Source organism: Enterobacter sp. 342 (assembly GCF_036663495.1).
Lineage (GTDB): Bacteria > Pseudomonadota > Gammaproteobacteria > Enterobacterales > Enterobacteriaceae > Enterobacter.
The window spans coordinates 13,085-28,182 of record NZ_JAWUEI010000030.1; the positions used below are offsets into that span (position 1 = coordinate 13,085).

Sequence of the window (15,098 nt, forward strand, 5' to 3'; positions counted from 1 at the left end):
AGTCGTTATGAAAAAAATCATGTTGTGTTGCTCTGCCGGGATGTCCACCAGTCTGCTGGTAAAAAAAATGGTTGAGGAAGCCCAAAAGCGTGGAATAGAAGCGGAAATCAAGGCCTTTGGCGTGGCCGAATTTGCCGAACAGGTTAGCCACTACCAGGTGGTGTTACTGGGCCCACAGGTCAAGTACATGCAGAGTGATCTGCAAAAACAAGCCAACAAATATGGGATACGAGTCGAGCCGATCAACATGATGGACTACGGCATGCAAAAAGGGGGCGCCGTGCTCGATTTCGCACTCACCCTGATAGATAACAAATAATTAAGGGAAATCCCATGAGCTCTCTGTACTCTAAACTCATCAGCGTCATTGAACAAAAAATCACACCGATGGCAGGTGCTGTCGGTCAACAAAAGTATGTGACCTCAATCCGTGATGGTTTCATTACTGCTCTGCCCTTTATGATCGTGGGCTCGTTCATGCTGGTGTTTATTTTCCCACCGTTTTCGCCTGATACCACCTGGGGGTTTGCACAGGCGTGGCTGAAATTCTCGCTGGATCACCGCGATGCGCTGATGCTACCGTTTAACTTCAGTATGGGCATTATGACGCTCTTTATTTCGGTTGGGATCGCCGCAAGTCTGGCAAAACACCATGAACTGGATCCGCTGACCGCCGGAATGCTGTCACTGATGGCCTTTTTACTGGTCGCCGCACCACTAAAAGACGGGCAGATCTCCACAGCCTATTTTTCCGGTCAGGGGATCTTCACCGCCATTCTGGTCGCCATCTACTCCACTGAACTGTATGCCTTCCTGAAACGGAACAATATTACGATCCGCCTCCCGCCGGAAGTACCAACAGGCGTGGCACGCTCGTTTGAGATTCTGGTACCGGTTCTGGCCGTCGTCGTTACCCTGCACCCACTCAATCTTTTTATCGAATCACAACTGGGTATGATTATCCCGGAAGCGATCATGTCGCTGGTGAAACCACTGGTTGCCGCCTCTGATACTCTGCCTGCAGTACTGCTCTCTGTGTTGGTGTGCCAGGTTCTCTGGTTCGCCGGGATCCACGGTGCACTAATCGTCACGGGCATCATGAACCCCTTCTGGATGGCAAACCTGTCAGTTAACCAGGCAGCAATGGCGGCGGGCTCAGCGATCCCTCACATCTACGTTCAGGGGTTCTGGGACCATTATCTGTTGATCGGCGGCGTCGGCTCCACACTGCCGCTCGCCTTCCTTTTACTGCGCAGCAAAGCCATCCATTTACGCACCATTGGCCGCATGGGCGTGGTACCGGGACTCTTTAACATAAATGAACCCATTTTGTTCGGCGCACCGATCATCATGAACCCGCTGTTTTTCCTGCCATTCGTATTAGTGCCGATGGTTAATGCCACGCTTGCCTGGTTTGCGCTGGATCTCGATTTAGTCAGCCGCGTGGTCTCAATGACACCGTGGACTACACCGGCTCCTATTGGCGCGTCATGGGCCGCCAACTGGAGTTTCAGTCCGGTCATTTTGTGTCTTATGTGCATGGTGACATCCGCTGCGATGTACCTTCCGTTCCTGAAAGCCTACGAAAAACAGCTTATTGAGCAAGAGAATGAAAACGCGGTTGAACACGCGCAAGATGCGGCGCAGTCCGCCTGACAGATGTAATCAGAGGTAATACATGGAATTAGAAGAACAAGTTATGGGCATCATCATCAATGCGGGCCAGTCGCGCAGCCTGTGTTATGAGGCGCTAGGTTGCGCCAAACGTGGTGACTTTGAAGCCGCAGATGAACGAATGAAAGAGGCAACGCACTATGCTCGCGAGGCGCATCTGGTGCAAACGCAGCTCATTGAAGCCGATGAAGGCGAAGGAAAAACCAAAATGACGCTGGTAATGGTTCACGCCCAGGATCACCTGATGACGTCCATTCTGGCCAAAGAGTTGGTGACTGAGCTCATCGACATCTACCGCACCCGCCCGCAACAGGCATAACGATAACCAGGAGAGGCTTTGGCCTCTCTTTTTTTACAGAGGGTTGTATGCACCATCTCGGACTGGATATTGGCGGCACAAAAATGGAAGCTGTGCTGCTCTCGCCGCAAGGGGAATGTCTCTGGCGTCAACGGCGCCCTACACAGAAGGAGAGCTATGATACGTTTATGCTGCATCTTGTTAGCCTGATTGAGGAATCACGCTCAATCAGCCCAGTGCCATTCAGCGTAGGGATCGGGTTGCCGGGTGCCATTGACCCGCAAAGCGGGCTAATCAAAAACTGTAATTGTCTGGTGCTCAACGGCCACGATCTCAAAACCGATGTAGCTGCTCGTATCCAGCAACCAGTGTGGATTGCCAATGATGCCGATTGTTTCACCCTCTCAGAAGCAGTGGACGGTGCGGGTGCAAAAGCGGATACCGTTTTTGGTGTGATTATAGGAACCGGCTGCGGCGGTGGGGTTGCCGTACACAAGCGCTTATTACAAGGCCCGAATGCCATTGCCGGTGAATGGGGGCACAACCCACTTCCAGGATATACACCAGCGTATGACGGTCCTGAGCAGCCTTGTTATTGCGGTAATATTAACTGTATTGAAACCTTTATTTCCGGCACTGGGTTTGCCCGTCGTTTCCCGGCTGAATTGACATCACAGAAGATTATCGAAGCCGCCGAACAAGGAAACCCGCAGGCTCGTGCACACTGGCAGCATTTCATTGACGCGTTCGCCCGGAGCCTCGCGTCAGTCATCAATATTCTGGATCCTCAAGTAATTGTGCTGGGAGGCGGACTATCAAACATCAGCAGAATTTATCATGAGCTTCCGGACGCAATAGTACCGTATATCTTTTCCAATTCCTGCCACACGCGCGTTGTTCCGGCCCGATTTGGCGATGCCAGTGGCGTACGCGGCGCGGCCTGGCTTCCTGGTCTTAATGCGCGGGAAACATGACGTTGACGACAGGTGATGTGGCGATTCTTCGGGAGGGTTATGTTAAGATGATGAAAACTCACCACGCAGAAAACACTATGCCAACGATGGATGATGTATCACGATTAGCCAATGTTTCCAGAGCAACGGTTTCCCGCGTGCTAACAGGCACGCGAGGCGTACGCGAAGAAAGCCGTGAAGCGGTTTTACGGGCGGTAGAAGAGCTGAATTACCGTCCAAGCTTTGCCGCGCAAAATCTGGCGAGTCAGTCATCAAGCTATATCGGCGTGGTGCTTTCCTCACGTGATGAGAACAGTGGTGCACGTTTGCTTCCCGCACTGGCACGCGCCATGAAATTGCTCAACAAAACGCTGATCGTTCAGTATGTCGATAACGCCATCGAACATGCTTCTTCGGTGGATGAACTACAGCGACAATGCGCTGCCGTTGTGGTGTTTGGCCCTATTGTGCCGGGAAGTGCCGATAACGTTATCTCATTTGATCGGCCAGTCGTAGACGCGAAAAGTCAGGGCTACGATTTCGCTTTTGCTGCTGAGAGCGCTTGCCGCTATATGATCGGTAAAGGCCACCGCAATATCGCGCTGGTTATCGATAATGATACGGACGACACCAGCAAGCGGATGGTGGAAGGTTATCGAAACGTACTGCAAAATTACTCATTTCCGTTTAATCGCCAACTGGTGTTAACAGCCAATGAGGACGTTGAACGCGCACTGCTGACGCTGATAAACAGTCTGAGTAAGTTCACCGCAATCGTAGTAAAACGCGATGCATACGCAGCAGAAGCAATGCGATTGTTCCGTGAATTCAATATATCCGTGCCGCAGGAAGTGTCCCTGCTCAGCCTCGAAGACTCTCCGCTGGCCACACAGTTATACCCACAACTGACATGTATTTCCTGGCCGATGGAGCCCCTGCTGAACCAATGTGTACAGCGCATTAAGAGTCTGGTTGAAGGCCGTCCACTTCGCGAAACGGAACTACCACCGATCATTGGCAAGCTCACCCCCCGCCAGTCGGTGATGGAAGTGAGTTAACCATATTCTACATGGGAGTAATTTCATGAATGCAGTCCGACCGTTAAGTATCCTTACGCTGTTCTTCATTGTTTCCAACCCCGTTGTGGCCCAAGAGGCGAGCCTGCCTTTGAAAGAACAAGTCCATACAGATGAAGGTACGATTTGTGTTTATGACCTTGCGGAGCATCGCGAAAAGATTGTGCTTCCTGGTGGGCAAGACTGTCCGCGAACTATACAAAATACCCACTGATTGCGAGCAATGAATCGCCACAGGTTTAACAGACACCACAGAGTTATTTATGATGACTTAAAGAGATGTGCCCATGAGTGTTAAGCATTATCCCGAAGAGTTTAAAATTGAAGCAGTCAAACAGGTTGTTGATCGTAGTTATTCTGTTTCCAGAGTTGCAACACGTCTTGATATCACCACCCACAGCTATTACGGCTGGATAAAAAAGTATGGTCCGGATTCTTCCACTAATAAAGAACAGTCAGATGCTCAGGCTGAGATCCGCCATCTCCAGAAAGAGCTGAAGCGGGTTACCGACGAACTGGACGTATAAAAAAAGCCGCGGCGTACTTCGCAAAGCTGTCCGACTGAGGTCCCCCTTTATCTGTAGTGGATCGGTAATTCAGGACACCTCGAAATCCTGTTAATGTTAAAACAGTGAAAATGAGGTGATGCATGCTCAAAACTCGTCGGACTAAACGCACCTTTTCCCCGGAGTTCAAGCTCGAAGCTATCGAGCAAGTGGTTAAGTACCAGCGCGATGTCAGAAAAGTCGCGCTGGTACTTGAGCTCAACCCTGACCATTTGCGCAAATGGATACGTCTGTATAAGCAAGAACGTCAGGGTATTGAGCCTACTGGTAATGCCATTACCCCTGAACAGCGAGAAATTCAGCAGATTAAAGCGCAGATAAAGCGCCTTGAGATGGAAAAAGAAATCCTAAAGCAGGCTGCCGTGCTGATGAGCGAAATTCCCGGCAAACTGTCGCGCTAATCACACAGCTTCAAGTGGATCTTTACGCGTTCGCCAATGGCGTTCACCCGCTTTTGACCATTGTTCTTTCTCGATCCGGCGACCAGACCGGACAGAGATACCGGCCTTCATGGCCGAGATATGCTGGGTTGCCCCTTTTTTACGTTGAGTCATGTAGTAACTGACCTGAGAAGTATTGAGCGTCACGCCATTTCCTGTTGGATCATGAACATGACATTCAGATTACAAAACCGGCCAGAATAATCAGCACTAGGCGGACTGAGTTATTGTCGTCTCATACAGGCAGTATTTGTTAAACCCTCTAACACTACTGCGTTGATGCGTCAGAACTGTTTTCGCCAGCTTCAAGCTCGATGATACGAAGACAGAGGGATTCAATAAGCCGTGGCGTGAACGTTTTTGCAAAGCGCCGGGTAAGCTCAACTTCATCCTGCGTCATGAACTTAACTGGCGTGTCATAAGCAATGCGAGTCAATCTGGCTAGTATCAGAAGTTCATCAATCATGATGGTTCTATTCATCAAAATTCCTCGTTATGTCCTTACATTTTTATCTGACATAGTTTAGAACATTCCCACGATATCAAACGTGATAAGCCAAGCGTCTAAAAAATGTCATCAGGCGCAACTATTGACATGATTCCCGCAAAGTAATTTGCAATGTCTGCTCTAGGTACAAAGTGATGTAACCCCCTGAAACGCCAGACAGTAGCTGTATCTCCAGATAAGAGATAGGCTTGAATATATGTCTAACACTAACGCCAATTTTGAGATGACCGGGATCCTGTTAGGGCAAGAAGTCCGTAAACGTAAAACTCCTCAGGAGAAGATCTCCATTATCCAGCAGACGATGGAGCCGGGCATGAATGTCTCCCATGTCGCCCGCCTGCATGGCATCCAGCCCAGCCTGCTGTTTAAGTGGAAGAAGCAATATCAGGAAGGCAGCCTCACCGCCGTTGCGGCCAGAGAAGAAGTCGTGCCAGCTTCTGAGCTTACTGCTGCTCTGAAGCAGGTTCGGGAGCTTCAGCGCCTGCCGGGCAAGAAGACAATGGAAGTTGAGATCCTGAAAGAAGTCGTGGAGTACGGTCAGTCGCGAAAATGGATAGCGCACGCGCTCTTGTTGCCAAAGGACGGGGAATAGCCCTGGTCAGCCGCACAATGGGCGTGTCGCGTGCGCAGCTGTCACTGCGAATTAACCGTTCTGCCGACTGGCAGGACAGGCGCTGTAACCGGCGTAATGATGAAGCAGACGCTGAAATACTGTCGGATATCTGCTGGAAAACAACCAGGTGCAGCACGACTATGTGCGCCATTACACCAACGCCAGCCTGATTATCCGTGATGACTATCAGTTCGACGACAGCTTGTTCAGTGGCTATGACGACAAAAAACGCCAGTACGATAAATCGAGCTGGTTCTACCAGCCTGACGAACAGGGTAATGCCCTGCGTGATGAAACATTGTCTCATCCACGCTGCGTGTGGAATTTGCTGAAAGCCCACGTCGACCGCTATACGCCAGAAATGGTTAACCGGTTGTGTGGGACCTCAGTGGCAGATTTCAATCGTATCTGCGAAATTCTCTCCAGCACCAGCGTGCCTGACCGCACCGCCACTATTCTGTATGCGCTGGGTTGGACACACCACTCCGCCGGGGCACAGATTATCCGCGCCGCCGCTATGCTCCAGTTGCTACTTGGCAATATAGGCATGGCGGGAGGTGGCGTTAACGCCTTACGTGGCCACTCCAATATTCAGGACTATACCGATCTTGGCTTGTTGTCGACGAACCTGCCGGGCTATATGCCGCTGCCGTCGGAAAAACAGCCAGACTACCAGACCTATATTTCGCAAATCACGCCGCCTGCGCTAGGCGTGAATGAGGTCAATTACTGGCAAAATACGCCGAAGTTCTTTGTTAGCATGATGAAAAGTTTCTGGGGCGACAATGCAACAGTGGAAAATAACTGGGGCTACGACTGGCTACCTAAATGGGATCGCCTGTATGACGTAATGGCCCAAGCTGAATTGATGCTCGAAGGGAAGATTAATGGTTACATCGTTCAGGGCTTCAATCCGCTGGCGGCGTTTCCGGATAAAAACAAATCAACTCGCGCGCTTTCAAAACTGAAATATATGGTGGTTATCGATCCGCTGGTCACTGAGTCGTCCAATTTTTGGCAAAATCATGGCTAGATGAACGATGTAAACCCGGCAGATATTCAGACCGAAGTTTTCCGTCTGCCCTCTTCCTGCTTTGCTGAAGAAAATGGTTCAATCGCTAACTCCGGGCGTTGGTTGCATTGGCACTGGGCTGCGGCAGAACCACCAGGTGAAGCCTTACATGACGGGAAGATCCTTGGTCGCCTGTTTATGCGACTGCGCGAGCTGTATCAACAGGAAGGTGGAGCGAATCCGCAACCCTTGTTGAATATTGCCTGGAATTATAAAGATCCATACGACCCACACCCAGAAGAGATTGCGCGTGAAGCAAATGGCCAGGCGCTTGAAGACCTTTATGATGACAAAGGCCAGCTTATAGCCAAAAAAGGCCAGCAGCTCAGCACAGTTGCGCGATGATGGCTCGACCAGCAGTTTCTGCTGGGTCTACTGCGGAAGCTGGACAGAATAAGGCAACCAGATGGCCAATCGCGACAACAGCGATCCATATGGTCTGGGCTGCACACCGGGCTGGGCGTGGTCATGGCCTGCCAACCGCCGTATTCTCTACAATCGCGCTTCGGCCGATCCATCAGGAAAACCGTGGGATCCCAAACGAGCCCTGCTGCATTGGAATGGAAAAAAATGGGCCGGTATGGACGTAGCCAACTACGGCCAGGCCGCACCGGGCAGCAACGTTGGTCCGTTTATCATGCACCCGGAAGGCGTAGCGCGTCTGTTCTCCATCGACAAAATGAACGACGGGCCATTCCCGGAACATTACGAACCCATGGAGTCGCCTATTGGTACCAACCCGCTGCACCCGGATGTTGTATCCAGCCCGGTGGCGCATATTTACCATGACGATACCGGCTTCGGCCAGACAGCGGGAAATCAGTTCCGGGTCCAGATAGTCGCCCAGAGAAGTCAGAGGGTTACGCAGAGAATCGTAACGGGATACCAGATCAAGAGCCTGTCCAATGTCCATAAAAAATCCGGAAATGGGTGAGCATTTCCGGATTCTTACACAACCACAGGATCGGTCAACCGATCCTTAACTGATCGGCATTACTCCATTATGGGTCTATTTTAACTGTCATCTCGACCTTTATTCTGATCACGTCGGCATCATTGCTGACTGTGATCAGGAGCGGGTCGCCACCTTGGCGGTTACGACCACGCCTAAGGCATGGTCCAGAAACTGCGAACTGACAGCCGAGTCACATTATGTGAGGGTGGGCTTGGGTATGCATCCCCAGTTAATTCAGGAACGGGAACAGGAGATTGCTTTATTTGAGCGCTATCTGCCCTCCGCTCGCTACGTGGGAGAAGTTGGTCTTGATGCTGGCCCTCGTTTCTATAAAAGCTTTGAAGCCCAGGAACGTGTTTTTTCCCGTATTCTTCGCGCCAGCGCTGAGCAGGGGAATAAAATTTTGAGTATCCACAGTGTGCGAACGACCTCAAAAGTACTGAAGCACCTTGAGGAGAGCAGGCTGTTTGATAATAGTCAGGCGATCCTTCACTGGTTTACCGGGACCGTTTCTGAAGCCCGGCGGGCAGTTGAGCTCGGCTGTTATTTTTCGATTAATGAGGAGATGCTTAGGTCAGAAAAACACCGCAAACTCATCAGCATTTTTCCTCTTGACCGATTGCTGACCGAGACAGATGGCCCATTTATTCTACACGAAGGCACCCCTCTTCGGCCGAGTGATGTCCATCGTACAGTACATGAGATTGCTCTGATCCATAATTTGGCTCCGCTGGATGCAGGCAAACTAATACTAAATAATCTCAGACAGTTGGTCTCTCGAGTCTGAGAAATGCAGCTTTGCAAAGGTCAATGATGAGAGCGCTCATTATCGTAATCAGAATAACGTAAGCCCTCATTTTAGCTTTGAGGGTTTGAACCGCCCCCTAAATATTGTTACATCTCGGGCTAAACAACGTCTGCTCTTGGCATTAAGCAGACACCTATTGGCTGCTAAAGATCCGTTGTGAGCGAAGAGCGGAAGTTCATAATTGGTGATGGCATTACTAACGTCGCGATGTATTCATCAACGGGGAACAGGTCACCTGTAACATACCAATTGAATGTTGTATTATTGTTTCCATAGGAAAAATCTGCTTCAAAGCGGTTGCTGATTGTGATTATTCGTATTGGAAGGTAATGGCAATGTGCGAAAGGATGTTTGAAAAAGAATTTTATTCTGAATGGGTTATACGCAATAGCCTATACTGGATGACTCCATTTACTCAATGGAAACTCCGTGAGGATCTATCCTGCTGGGCAATCTCTTTTGAAAGCAGTAGCCCCGAATGCCTCTATGAATTCGAGAGGCTGCTGAATGATTACACTTTGCGAGAAAAACTACAGCATAAAACAGGGTCGTTGAGAGATTCTATTATCCATAAAGTGCTTCGCAGTGTCGATGAAAGGCTTTCTTAATGGAAATGATGCCTTTCAATTTTGACAGATTGCCTAATGGACAGGTGTTTATAAGCAATCTCGCTGGCTTTCATCACTTCATCGATGAGCAAGACCTGCTTGATCTGGCTAATGAGCAAATAAGTGCGGAGCAATCAAACGCCCTAGAAAGTAAGCTTTTCATAACCAACGAAAACTCATCTGCCACAACCCCCTATGCTTTAAGTGCTGCTTTTGCAAAACGATTGATGAATGAACTGGAAGTCAGGCCAATTTTCATGATTGTGCCCACATTACGTTGCGACCATACTTGCAAGTATTGTCAGGTCAGTAGAGCTTCCGTAAACGCCTCTGGTTATGATCTAAATCCCAATTTCATCCCTGACATCATTTCTACTATCAAAAAACTCTCGGCGCCACCTTACAAGATAGAGATACAGGGTGGAGAGCCACTCTTGCGGTTCGATTTAATTCAGTCCATCTATGAGCAATGCGCTGAAACTCTGGGAAGCAACGATTTTGAGATGGTGATAGCATCAAGCCTGTCTGTCTTGAATGAGGATATGGTTGTATGGTCGAGAGATAGGAACATAACGTTCTCTGTTTCGCTTGATGGTGAGGAAGTTGTTCACAACAGTAATCGAATTCTTGGTCATGGGCTTGCGTACAGTAGAACAGTGTCAGGGGTAGAGGCTATCAAACGGTCTTTAGGCGTTGGTCGCGTTGCAACGGTTACTACAGTTACTAAAGAACTAATCAGGCATCCTGAATCGATTGTCCAGGCTCACTTGTCTCTTGGCCTCAATGATATGTTTATCCGACCAGTTAGTCCCTATGGGTTTGCACAAAAAGCATCGTTCACCTTCTCTATGGCCGAATACTTCAGTTTCTATGCCTCGTTGATAGATGAAATTCTTAGGATCAACAATGAAGGGATAAGGGTTGTGGAACATTCGGCCTCCATTCATCTGAAAAGAATCTTCAATCCCGGCTTTAGTGGTTATGCGGATTTAAAGTCGCCAAGTGGGGTCGTGCTTAACAGCATTCTTTTCAATTATGACGGTCGAGTATTTGGTAGCGATGAGAGCCGCATGTTGCAGAAGGTGAATCCTGAAACGGAGTTCAGTGCGGGGGATGTAAGGACGCTATCATTTTCCACGAGTCCTTACTATAACGCAGTATTGAGTTCATCATTCAATTTTGCCCTACCAGGTTGTGATACATGTGCATATCAACCATTTTGCGGTGCAGATCCATGCCAGAACATAAGTGTACAGGGTGAGCCTGTCGGTGATAGGAGTCGTTCAACGTTTTGTCAGTATCACAAGGGGATGTTCAGGTATCTGATGAACTGCATCTCAGAAGGTGGTCCGAAGGCTGAGATGCTAAAAGGATGGGCATATGTCTGAGGTTATCAGGAACGATATCTTTCATTTTGCTTCAAAAAAGAATGTGCCCACGGGGTTCTATCGGTTATGCAAACAAAAACCAGTGAACCCTTTATTCTTTTTGCCCAATTTGCTGGTAGTTGCTGAAAGCAACAATGAAGCCATTTTGCCATGCTTTGATTACTCTGTTATTAGCACTGAATTATTTGAGTCAATTGAAGATGGAGATATTGGGATAATCAATAATGGCAATATGATACGCGTTATTCTGTCCCGCAAAGCCAATCATAATACTGTCTTAGTTACGGAACGCTGCAATAACCTGTGCCTGTTTTGTTCCCAGCCACCAAAGAAAGCAAATGATGACTGGCTGCTTACCCAATCAGCCCTTGCTATAGCTTCATTTGGTTTGAATGGAGTTGTTGGGGTCAGCGGTGGTGAACCTCTGCTATATGGAGATGATTTCCTACACTTCATTGATTTTATCATCGAGAACTCACCAGATACTGCTTTGCATGTTTTAACAAACGGACGCAAATTTGCTGATACCAACTTTACTCAGGAAATGGCAAAGCGAAGCAAAAAGACCAAAATCACCTTTGGTATCCCGCTCTACTCATCAAGACCACTTGTGCATGATCATCTGGTAGGGAATGATGGCGCATTTAATGAAACGGTTAAGGGGTTAATCAATGCAGGGAACTCAGGGATTAATATCGAACTTAGAGTTATTCCGACACTGGCTAACTATACGGAATTGGATGACATCGTAGAGTTCGTTGGTCGTGTTTTCTCCAACATTAATCAGATTTCCCTTATGGGGTTGGAATCTATCGGTTGGGCACGAAAAAACTGGTCAACAATCTTCATTGAGCACAGCAGCTATAGTGAGAAAATAACCTCCACTATAGACGCTGCACACAGGTCAGGCATACCTCTAACAATTTTTAATTATCCTTTGTGTCATCTTCCTGAAAGAGCCTGGGAGCTTGCTGCTCAGTCGATCTCTGATTGGAAAAATTACTATCCTAAAGAATGTGATGAATGCACTCAGAAGTCTTCCTGTGCTGGTTATTTCAGTTCCTCAACAGGCCGTTTTCATCAACCACCGAGACCATTTTTATGAAAAAATTTAATTTTGCTGCTCTACTTCCGGGATTTTTGGCACTCAATAATTCTGTATGGGCAAGTGATTCATCTACCGGAGCAAGTGATTTGCCTGGTATGACTCTTAATGAACATGATTTAGTGATAGCCCCACTTAACACCGAAGTTCCATTCTACATTGCAGGGCATCGCAGTCATAGCTCCCATCGGAGCCATAGTTCTCACCGATCATCATCAGGTGGCGGGTACTATGGTGGCAGCACTCTTTATTATCCAAAAACATACAGCTCACCAAGCTCATCTGGCTCTTCAAGTTCAGGTACAAGTTCCTCATCGTCCTCTTCCTCTGTGCGTGCACTTCACTCTAACGACAATAACAGATCCACGACCACGAATTCTATTGGAACTTCAGAAGTTAACCGTGCAAGTAATGGGCTGATTTCTGGTACAGAGAAACGTAAGCGCTTGATCATGCGTGTTCAATTCGCATTGTTGGACAAGGGATTTTACAACGGGAATATTGACGGCATAATGGGACCATCTACAAGGCAGTCTGTGAAAAATTACCGCATTGCGAACGGATTACCAATTCCTACAACTGAAACACTCGACACTCACTTATTGAATTCTTTAAATATTTTGGCTCGTTAAATCTTAATGGGGCATAAAATGAAAAGTAATAGCTCGGCTTTACCGTTTTTGGCTCGATTAGCTACCGAGAGAACTGAGGGGGAAAACATTCCTGGTTGGTACTCGTATGAGCAAGACCTTTTAGGGCATTACAGGCCCGTCGTCAAAAAAAGCCCTGTGGACCGCTTTACTATCTGAGGATCATCAGGATTTAGAGGTAAGCCTTTCAATCTCTTGAGCAATAGCATGAGACTGCATCGAAGTGAGCTCAATCATCGTTCTACGGAAATTAGCCCCGCCCCCGGTTAACTCTTTAAAACGACGCGCAGAGATAGCCCTGAAGCCAGTTTTAAAATCTTTGAGCGGCTTAGCATATTTATCATCAGCTACGCCGTAATGCTCACTTTTCACCAGCTCACCATCCACAACCCCAGAGGCAATGATGCCAACGCCGCTCTGATAAAAATAAACCTTATCTCCTTTAGAAAGCTGGCAGATATATTCCTTCCAGCCTTTGCAAAAGGCTGCGGCCTCTTGATTTTTCAGCATATCGAAATGAGTTTCTTCATCGTTATTGTAGTTCGTATTTAACATGAAGGCTTTTCTATCCATGAAACTAGCAGCGTTATCCTCACGCTGATCAACCAGTTGCTCTTTCAACTCCTCGCTAATCAGAGAGCTCTCTTTTAGCAATTCATTAGCGTCAGCTATTCCCGCCTTTATAAACTCGCTGATCAGCGAGCTCTTGGAGCGATCAAGGCTCAAAGACAGTTCGTCTAATTCATTGTTTAAGACGGCCGGAAGGCGAATCGATATAGGTGTGGAAACACTATCATCAACCTGATTAAAAAGACTATTTTTTAGTAATTCTTTCCTGACAGACATGGTTTTACCTTTCGATAACATGCGCTACAAAATGTAGCTAAATTTAAATTAATACATTTTGTATTCATCGTCAATGGCTATGTCGGTATGGTGGTAGCTGCACTGTCAAAAGGTGGTCGTGATGCCACAGACAGGAATCCACCGCCATAGGCCGCACATCCTTGCAGTTAAGATTAAAACTGCCGTATGGCTCGCTGATAGGAGAGATAAGGCGCACGCCAGTAGACTTGCGGGCACCCTGAGCGCCGTAAAGCAAAGGAACCATATCGGCTTTGATGCCCGACTGCATGACATGCCCGGCGAGCGCCATCAATGTATAGCGGCTGACAGTTGCAATGTATTCCTCATCGCCCTCGCATTTGAAACAAAGGGAGAAAATTTCTCCACGCGTTGCTTTCCGTCCTACTCCTGAGTGGTAAGCCCGTTCTGAGCGCTGTCAAATTTGCTGTTTTCGCAGACATGAAACATGGCGTCGCGGGCATTATCTTTGTGATCCGCCTGGAAAGCGGAAATTGTCCCATGTCAAGTCTATTTTTTAAGCAATAAAAAATTCACAGGCAGCTTTGAACGAGGAACTGACAGAGAACTAAGTCCCCTTGAGCCCCTTCCAGAGGCATAAAGCTAAAGATGTCTTTAGCAGTCGAATAAATTGTTCTGCTCCGGAGGGATTATTTCCAACTCCCTCAGTGCTCAGTGCAATATTATCTGCATAGGGTAATTGATAACCCGCTAAAATCCTTATCAAAGCTCCGGAATTGAGCTGGGGGGCAACATCCCATTCAGAGCGCATAATAATTTCACATCCCGCCAAAGCCCACTTTTTGATAACTTTACCCTCATTACTTGACTGCCGGGGGTGAATACGTACCGATGATCTCATGTACCGACTGGTAAAGCGCTGAACCGTATTGTTGTCCTCTGTCGGAATGATGTATCAGCGGCTCGCTGGCTTTCCTTTGTCGTAACGCCTGTCGGAAGGCCTTTGCCACATTCTCCGTTTGCAGGTTTTTGTAATGGCCCATTCCGGGTGGAATATCAGAGCGCTGCCGCAGAGGTGATCGTAAGGATAAATCTGGGCAATGATCGCTCCCGTGAGGCGTCGATTACCATCGAGAGCAATAAACGATTTTGCATACATAGTATTGGTCCTTTGCTGGATGACGCGCAAGGCTAAGCCGTCCCGGGGAGGGCTGCACTGTGGGTCATCGGTCTCTGGAGTTAAATCAGGTGGGAGATGTGATTGCGTTTAATCACTCACTGGCGGGACTTTGCAATGCGTTGCTGTAGCCAGGCTTCCACTTCGCTTTCAAGCCAGCGGGAGCTTCTGCCCAGCTTGATGGGCTTTGGGAATTCACCGAGCTGAATGAGCTTGTAAAACCATTTGTCTGTTAAGCCGGTGAGCTGGGTGATAAACGCCATATCGACAAACTTATCGTTAAGCAGGCTGGTTGGTGTGGTCATCGTTTTTTCTCCGTTGGTGGTAAGGGAGAAGAAGCCAGGTGTTCGAATGGTGCAGACTTCTTCAAACGATAACGCTC

At 48.1% G+C, this 15,098-nt stretch carries 14 protein-coding genes and 8 pseudogenes; 14 read left to right on the forward strand and 8 right to left on the reverse strand.

The window, feature by feature from the left end:
* The first annotated feature begins 7 nt into the window (after positions 1–7).
* The 7 genes and pseudogenes from V6E55_RS19705 to V6E55_RS19735 form a co-directional block, all read left to right on the forward strand.
* Positions 8–319 (forward strand): PTS sugar transporter subunit IIB, encoded by a 312-nt coding sequence (locus tag V6E55_RS19705; RefSeq protein WP_192478196.1) that lies wholly within the window; start codon positions 8–10, stop codon positions 317–319.
* A 14-nt stretch (positions 320–333) separates the two neighbouring features.
* Positions 334–1,656 carry a PTS cellobiose transporter subunit IIC gene (locus V6E55_RS19710; protein WP_008502518.1) on the forward strand — a complete coding sequence of 441 codons (1,323 nt, stop codon included), beginning with the start codon at positions 334–336 and terminating at the stop codon, positions 1,654–1,656.
* Positions 1,657–1,678: 22 nt separating this feature from the next.
* Positions 1,679–1,993, forward strand: a complete 315-nt coding sequence (locus tag V6E55_RS19715; RefSeq protein WP_008502519.1) for a PTS lactose/cellobiose transporter subunit IIA — start codon at positions 1,679–1,681, stop codon at positions 1,991–1,993.
* A gap of 47 nt (positions 1,994–2,040) precedes the next feature.
* Entirely contained in the window at positions 2,041–2,946 is a 906-nt protein-coding gene (locus V6E55_RS19720; RefSeq protein WP_008502520.1) for an ROK family protein, read from the forward strand.
* Positions 2,947–3,023: 77 nt separating this feature from the next.
* Positions 3,024–3,983, forward strand: a complete 960-nt coding sequence (locus tag V6E55_RS19725) for a LacI family DNA-binding transcriptional regulator (RefSeq protein ID WP_192478521.1) — start codon at positions 3,024–3,026, stop codon at positions 3,981–3,983.
* 305 nt (positions 3,984–4,288) lie between these two features.
* Positions 4,289–4,580, forward strand: a pseudogene (locus V6E55_RS19730) (transposase); the annotation flags it as partial.
* Positions 4,581–4,650: 70 nt separating this feature from the next.
* Positions 4,651–4,982, forward strand: a pseudogene (locus V6E55_RS19735) (transposase); the annotation flags it as partial.
* Here V6E55_RS19735 and V6E55_RS19740 read toward each other — a convergent pair.
* Positions 4,972–5,154 (reverse strand): annotated as a pseudogene (locus tag V6E55_RS19740) (IS21 family transposase); the annotation flags it as partial. The pseudogenes V6E55_RS19735 and V6E55_RS19740 overlap by 11 nt on opposite strands.
* Before the next feature lie 121 nt (positions 5,155–5,275).
* The gene (locus V6E55_RS19745) at positions 5,276–5,488 is read right to left on the reverse strand and encodes a hypothetical protein (protein WP_316943732.1); all 213 of its coding nucleotides are present in this window, start codon (positions 5,486–5,488) and stop codon (positions 5,276–5,278) included.
* Positions 5,489–5,738: 250 nt separating this feature from the next.
* Here V6E55_RS19745 and V6E55_RS19750 point away from each other — a divergent pair.
* Positions 5,739–6,220: pseudogene (locus V6E55_RS19750) on the forward strand (transposase); the annotation flags it as partial.
* A 14-nt stretch (positions 6,221–6,234) separates the two neighbouring features.
* A pseudogene (fdnG, locus tag V6E55_RS19755) lies at positions 6,235–7,993 on the forward strand (formate dehydrogenase-N subunit alpha); the annotation flags it as partial.
* Here fdnG and V6E55_RS19760 read toward each other — a convergent pair.
* Positions 7,973–8,113: pseudogene (locus V6E55_RS19760) on the reverse strand (IS4 family transposase); the annotation flags it as partial. The pseudogenes fdnG and V6E55_RS19760 sit on opposite strands and share 21 nt — an antisense overlap.
* A gap of 79 nt (positions 8,114–8,192) precedes the next feature.
* On the opposite strand from V6E55_RS19760, the gene qatD reads away from it, so the two are divergent.
* From qatD to hxsA, 5 genes are all read left to right on the forward strand, one after another.
* On the forward strand, positions 8,193–8,942 hold the full coding sequence (gene qatD / locus V6E55_RS19765; protein ID WP_225622849.1) for a Qat anti-phage system TatD family nuclease QatD: 750 nt from the start codon (positions 8,193–8,195) through the stop codon (positions 8,940–8,942).
* A 356-nt stretch (positions 8,943–9,298) separates the two neighbouring features.
* A complete protein-coding gene (hxsD, locus tag V6E55_RS19770; RefSeq protein WP_192478194.1) occupies positions 9,299–9,571 on the forward strand; it encodes a His-Xaa-Ser system protein HxsD in 273 nt (90 codons plus the stop codon).
* On the forward strand, positions 9,571–10,959 hold the full coding sequence (gene hxsB / locus V6E55_RS19775) for a His-Xaa-Ser system radical SAM maturase HxsB (RefSeq protein ID WP_192478193.1): 1,389 nt from the start codon (positions 9,571–9,573) through the stop codon (positions 10,957–10,959). The genes hxsD and hxsB overlap by 1 nt, the downstream gene beginning before the upstream one ends.
* Positions 10,952–12,064, forward strand: coding sequence for a His-Xaa-Ser system radical SAM maturase HxsC (gene hxsC, locus V6E55_RS19780; RefSeq protein ID WP_192478192.1), 1,113 nt, complete (start codon positions 10,952–10,954; stop codon positions 12,062–12,064). The genes hxsB and hxsC overlap by 8 nt, the downstream gene beginning before the upstream one ends.
* The gene (gene hxsA / locus V6E55_RS19785; RefSeq protein ID WP_192478191.1) at positions 12,061–12,696 is read left to right on the forward strand and encodes a His-Xaa-Ser repeat protein HxsA; all 636 of its coding nucleotides are present in this window, start codon (positions 12,061–12,063) and stop codon (positions 12,694–12,696) included. The genes hxsC and hxsA overlap by 4 nt, the downstream gene beginning before the upstream one ends.
* A gap of 183 nt (positions 12,697–12,879) precedes the next feature.
* Here the strand turns inward: hxsA and V6E55_RS19790 are convergent, their stop codons facing one another.
* From V6E55_RS19790 to V6E55_RS19805, 5 genes and pseudogenes are all read right to left on the reverse strand, one after another.
* Positions 12,880–13,560, reverse strand: coding sequence for a hypothetical protein (locus V6E55_RS19790; protein ID WP_192478190.1), 681 nt, complete (start codon positions 13,558–13,560; stop codon positions 12,880–12,882).
* A 70-nt stretch (positions 13,561–13,630) separates the two neighbouring features.
* Positions 13,631–13,939 (reverse strand): VapE domain-containing protein, encoded by a 309-nt coding sequence (locus V6E55_RS25885; protein ID WP_378108503.1) that lies wholly within the window; start codon positions 13,937–13,939, stop codon positions 13,631–13,633.
* Between the two features lie 496 nt (positions 13,940–14,435).
* Positions 14,436–14,570 (reverse strand): annotated as a pseudogene (locus V6E55_RS19800) (IS3 family transposase); the annotation flags it as partial.
* A gap of 8 nt (positions 14,571–14,578) precedes the next feature.
* Positions 14,579–14,698 (reverse strand): annotated as a pseudogene (locus V6E55_RS25890) (putative zinc ribbon protein); the annotation flags it as partial.
* 116 nt (positions 14,699–14,814) lie between these two features.
* Positions 14,815–15,021 carry a helix-turn-helix transcriptional regulator gene (locus V6E55_RS19805; protein WP_192478189.1) on the reverse strand — a complete coding sequence of 69 codons (207 nt, stop codon included), beginning with the start codon at positions 15,019–15,021 and terminating at the stop codon, positions 14,815–14,817.
* Positions 15,022–15,098: the final 77 nt, after the last annotated feature.

Bases quoted from the DNA above. Each gene is read 5' to 3' on its own strand.
- V6E55_RS19705 (WP_192478196.1), top strand. From the start codon at position 8: ATGAAAAAAATCATGTTGTGTTGCTCTGCCGGGATGTCCACCAGTCTG.
- V6E55_RS19710 (WP_008502518.1), top strand. From the start codon at position 334: ATGAGCTCTCTGTACTCTAAACTCATCAGCGTCATTGAACAAAAAATC.
- V6E55_RS19715 (WP_008502519.1), top strand. From the start codon at position 1,679: ATGGAATTAGAAGAACAAGTTATGGGCATCATCATCAATGCGGGCCAG.
- V6E55_RS19720 (WP_008502520.1), top strand. From the start codon at position 2,041: ATGCACCATCTCGGACTGGATATTGGCGGCACAAAAATGGAAGCTGTG.
- V6E55_RS19725 (WP_192478521.1), top strand. From the start codon at position 3,024: ATGCCAACGATGGATGATGTATCACGATTAGCCAATGTTTCCAGAGCA.
- V6E55_RS19745 (WP_316943732.1), bottom strand. From the start codon at position 5,488: ATGAATAGAACCATCATGATTGATGAACTTCTGATACTAGCCAGATTG.
- hxsD (WP_192478194.1), top strand. From the start codon at position 9,299: ATGTGCGAAAGGATGTTTGAAAAAGAATTTTATTCTGAATGGGTTATA.
- hxsB (WP_192478193.1), top strand. From the start codon at position 9,571: ATGGAAATGATGCCTTTCAATTTTGACAGATTGCCTAATGGACAGGTG.
- hxsC (WP_192478192.1), top strand. From the start codon at position 10,952: ATGTCTGAGGTTATCAGGAACGATATCTTTCATTTTGCTTCAAAAAAG.
- hxsA (WP_192478191.1), top strand. From the start codon at position 12,061: ATGAAAAAATTTAATTTTGCTGCTCTACTTCCGGGATTTTTGGCACTC.
- V6E55_RS19790 (WP_192478190.1), bottom strand. From the start codon at position 13,560: ATGTCTGTCAGGAAAGAATTACTAAAAAATAGTCTTTTTAATCAGGTT.
- V6E55_RS19805 (WP_192478189.1), bottom strand. From the start codon at position 15,021: ATGACCACACCAACCAGCCTGCTTAACGATAAGTTTGTCGATATGGCG.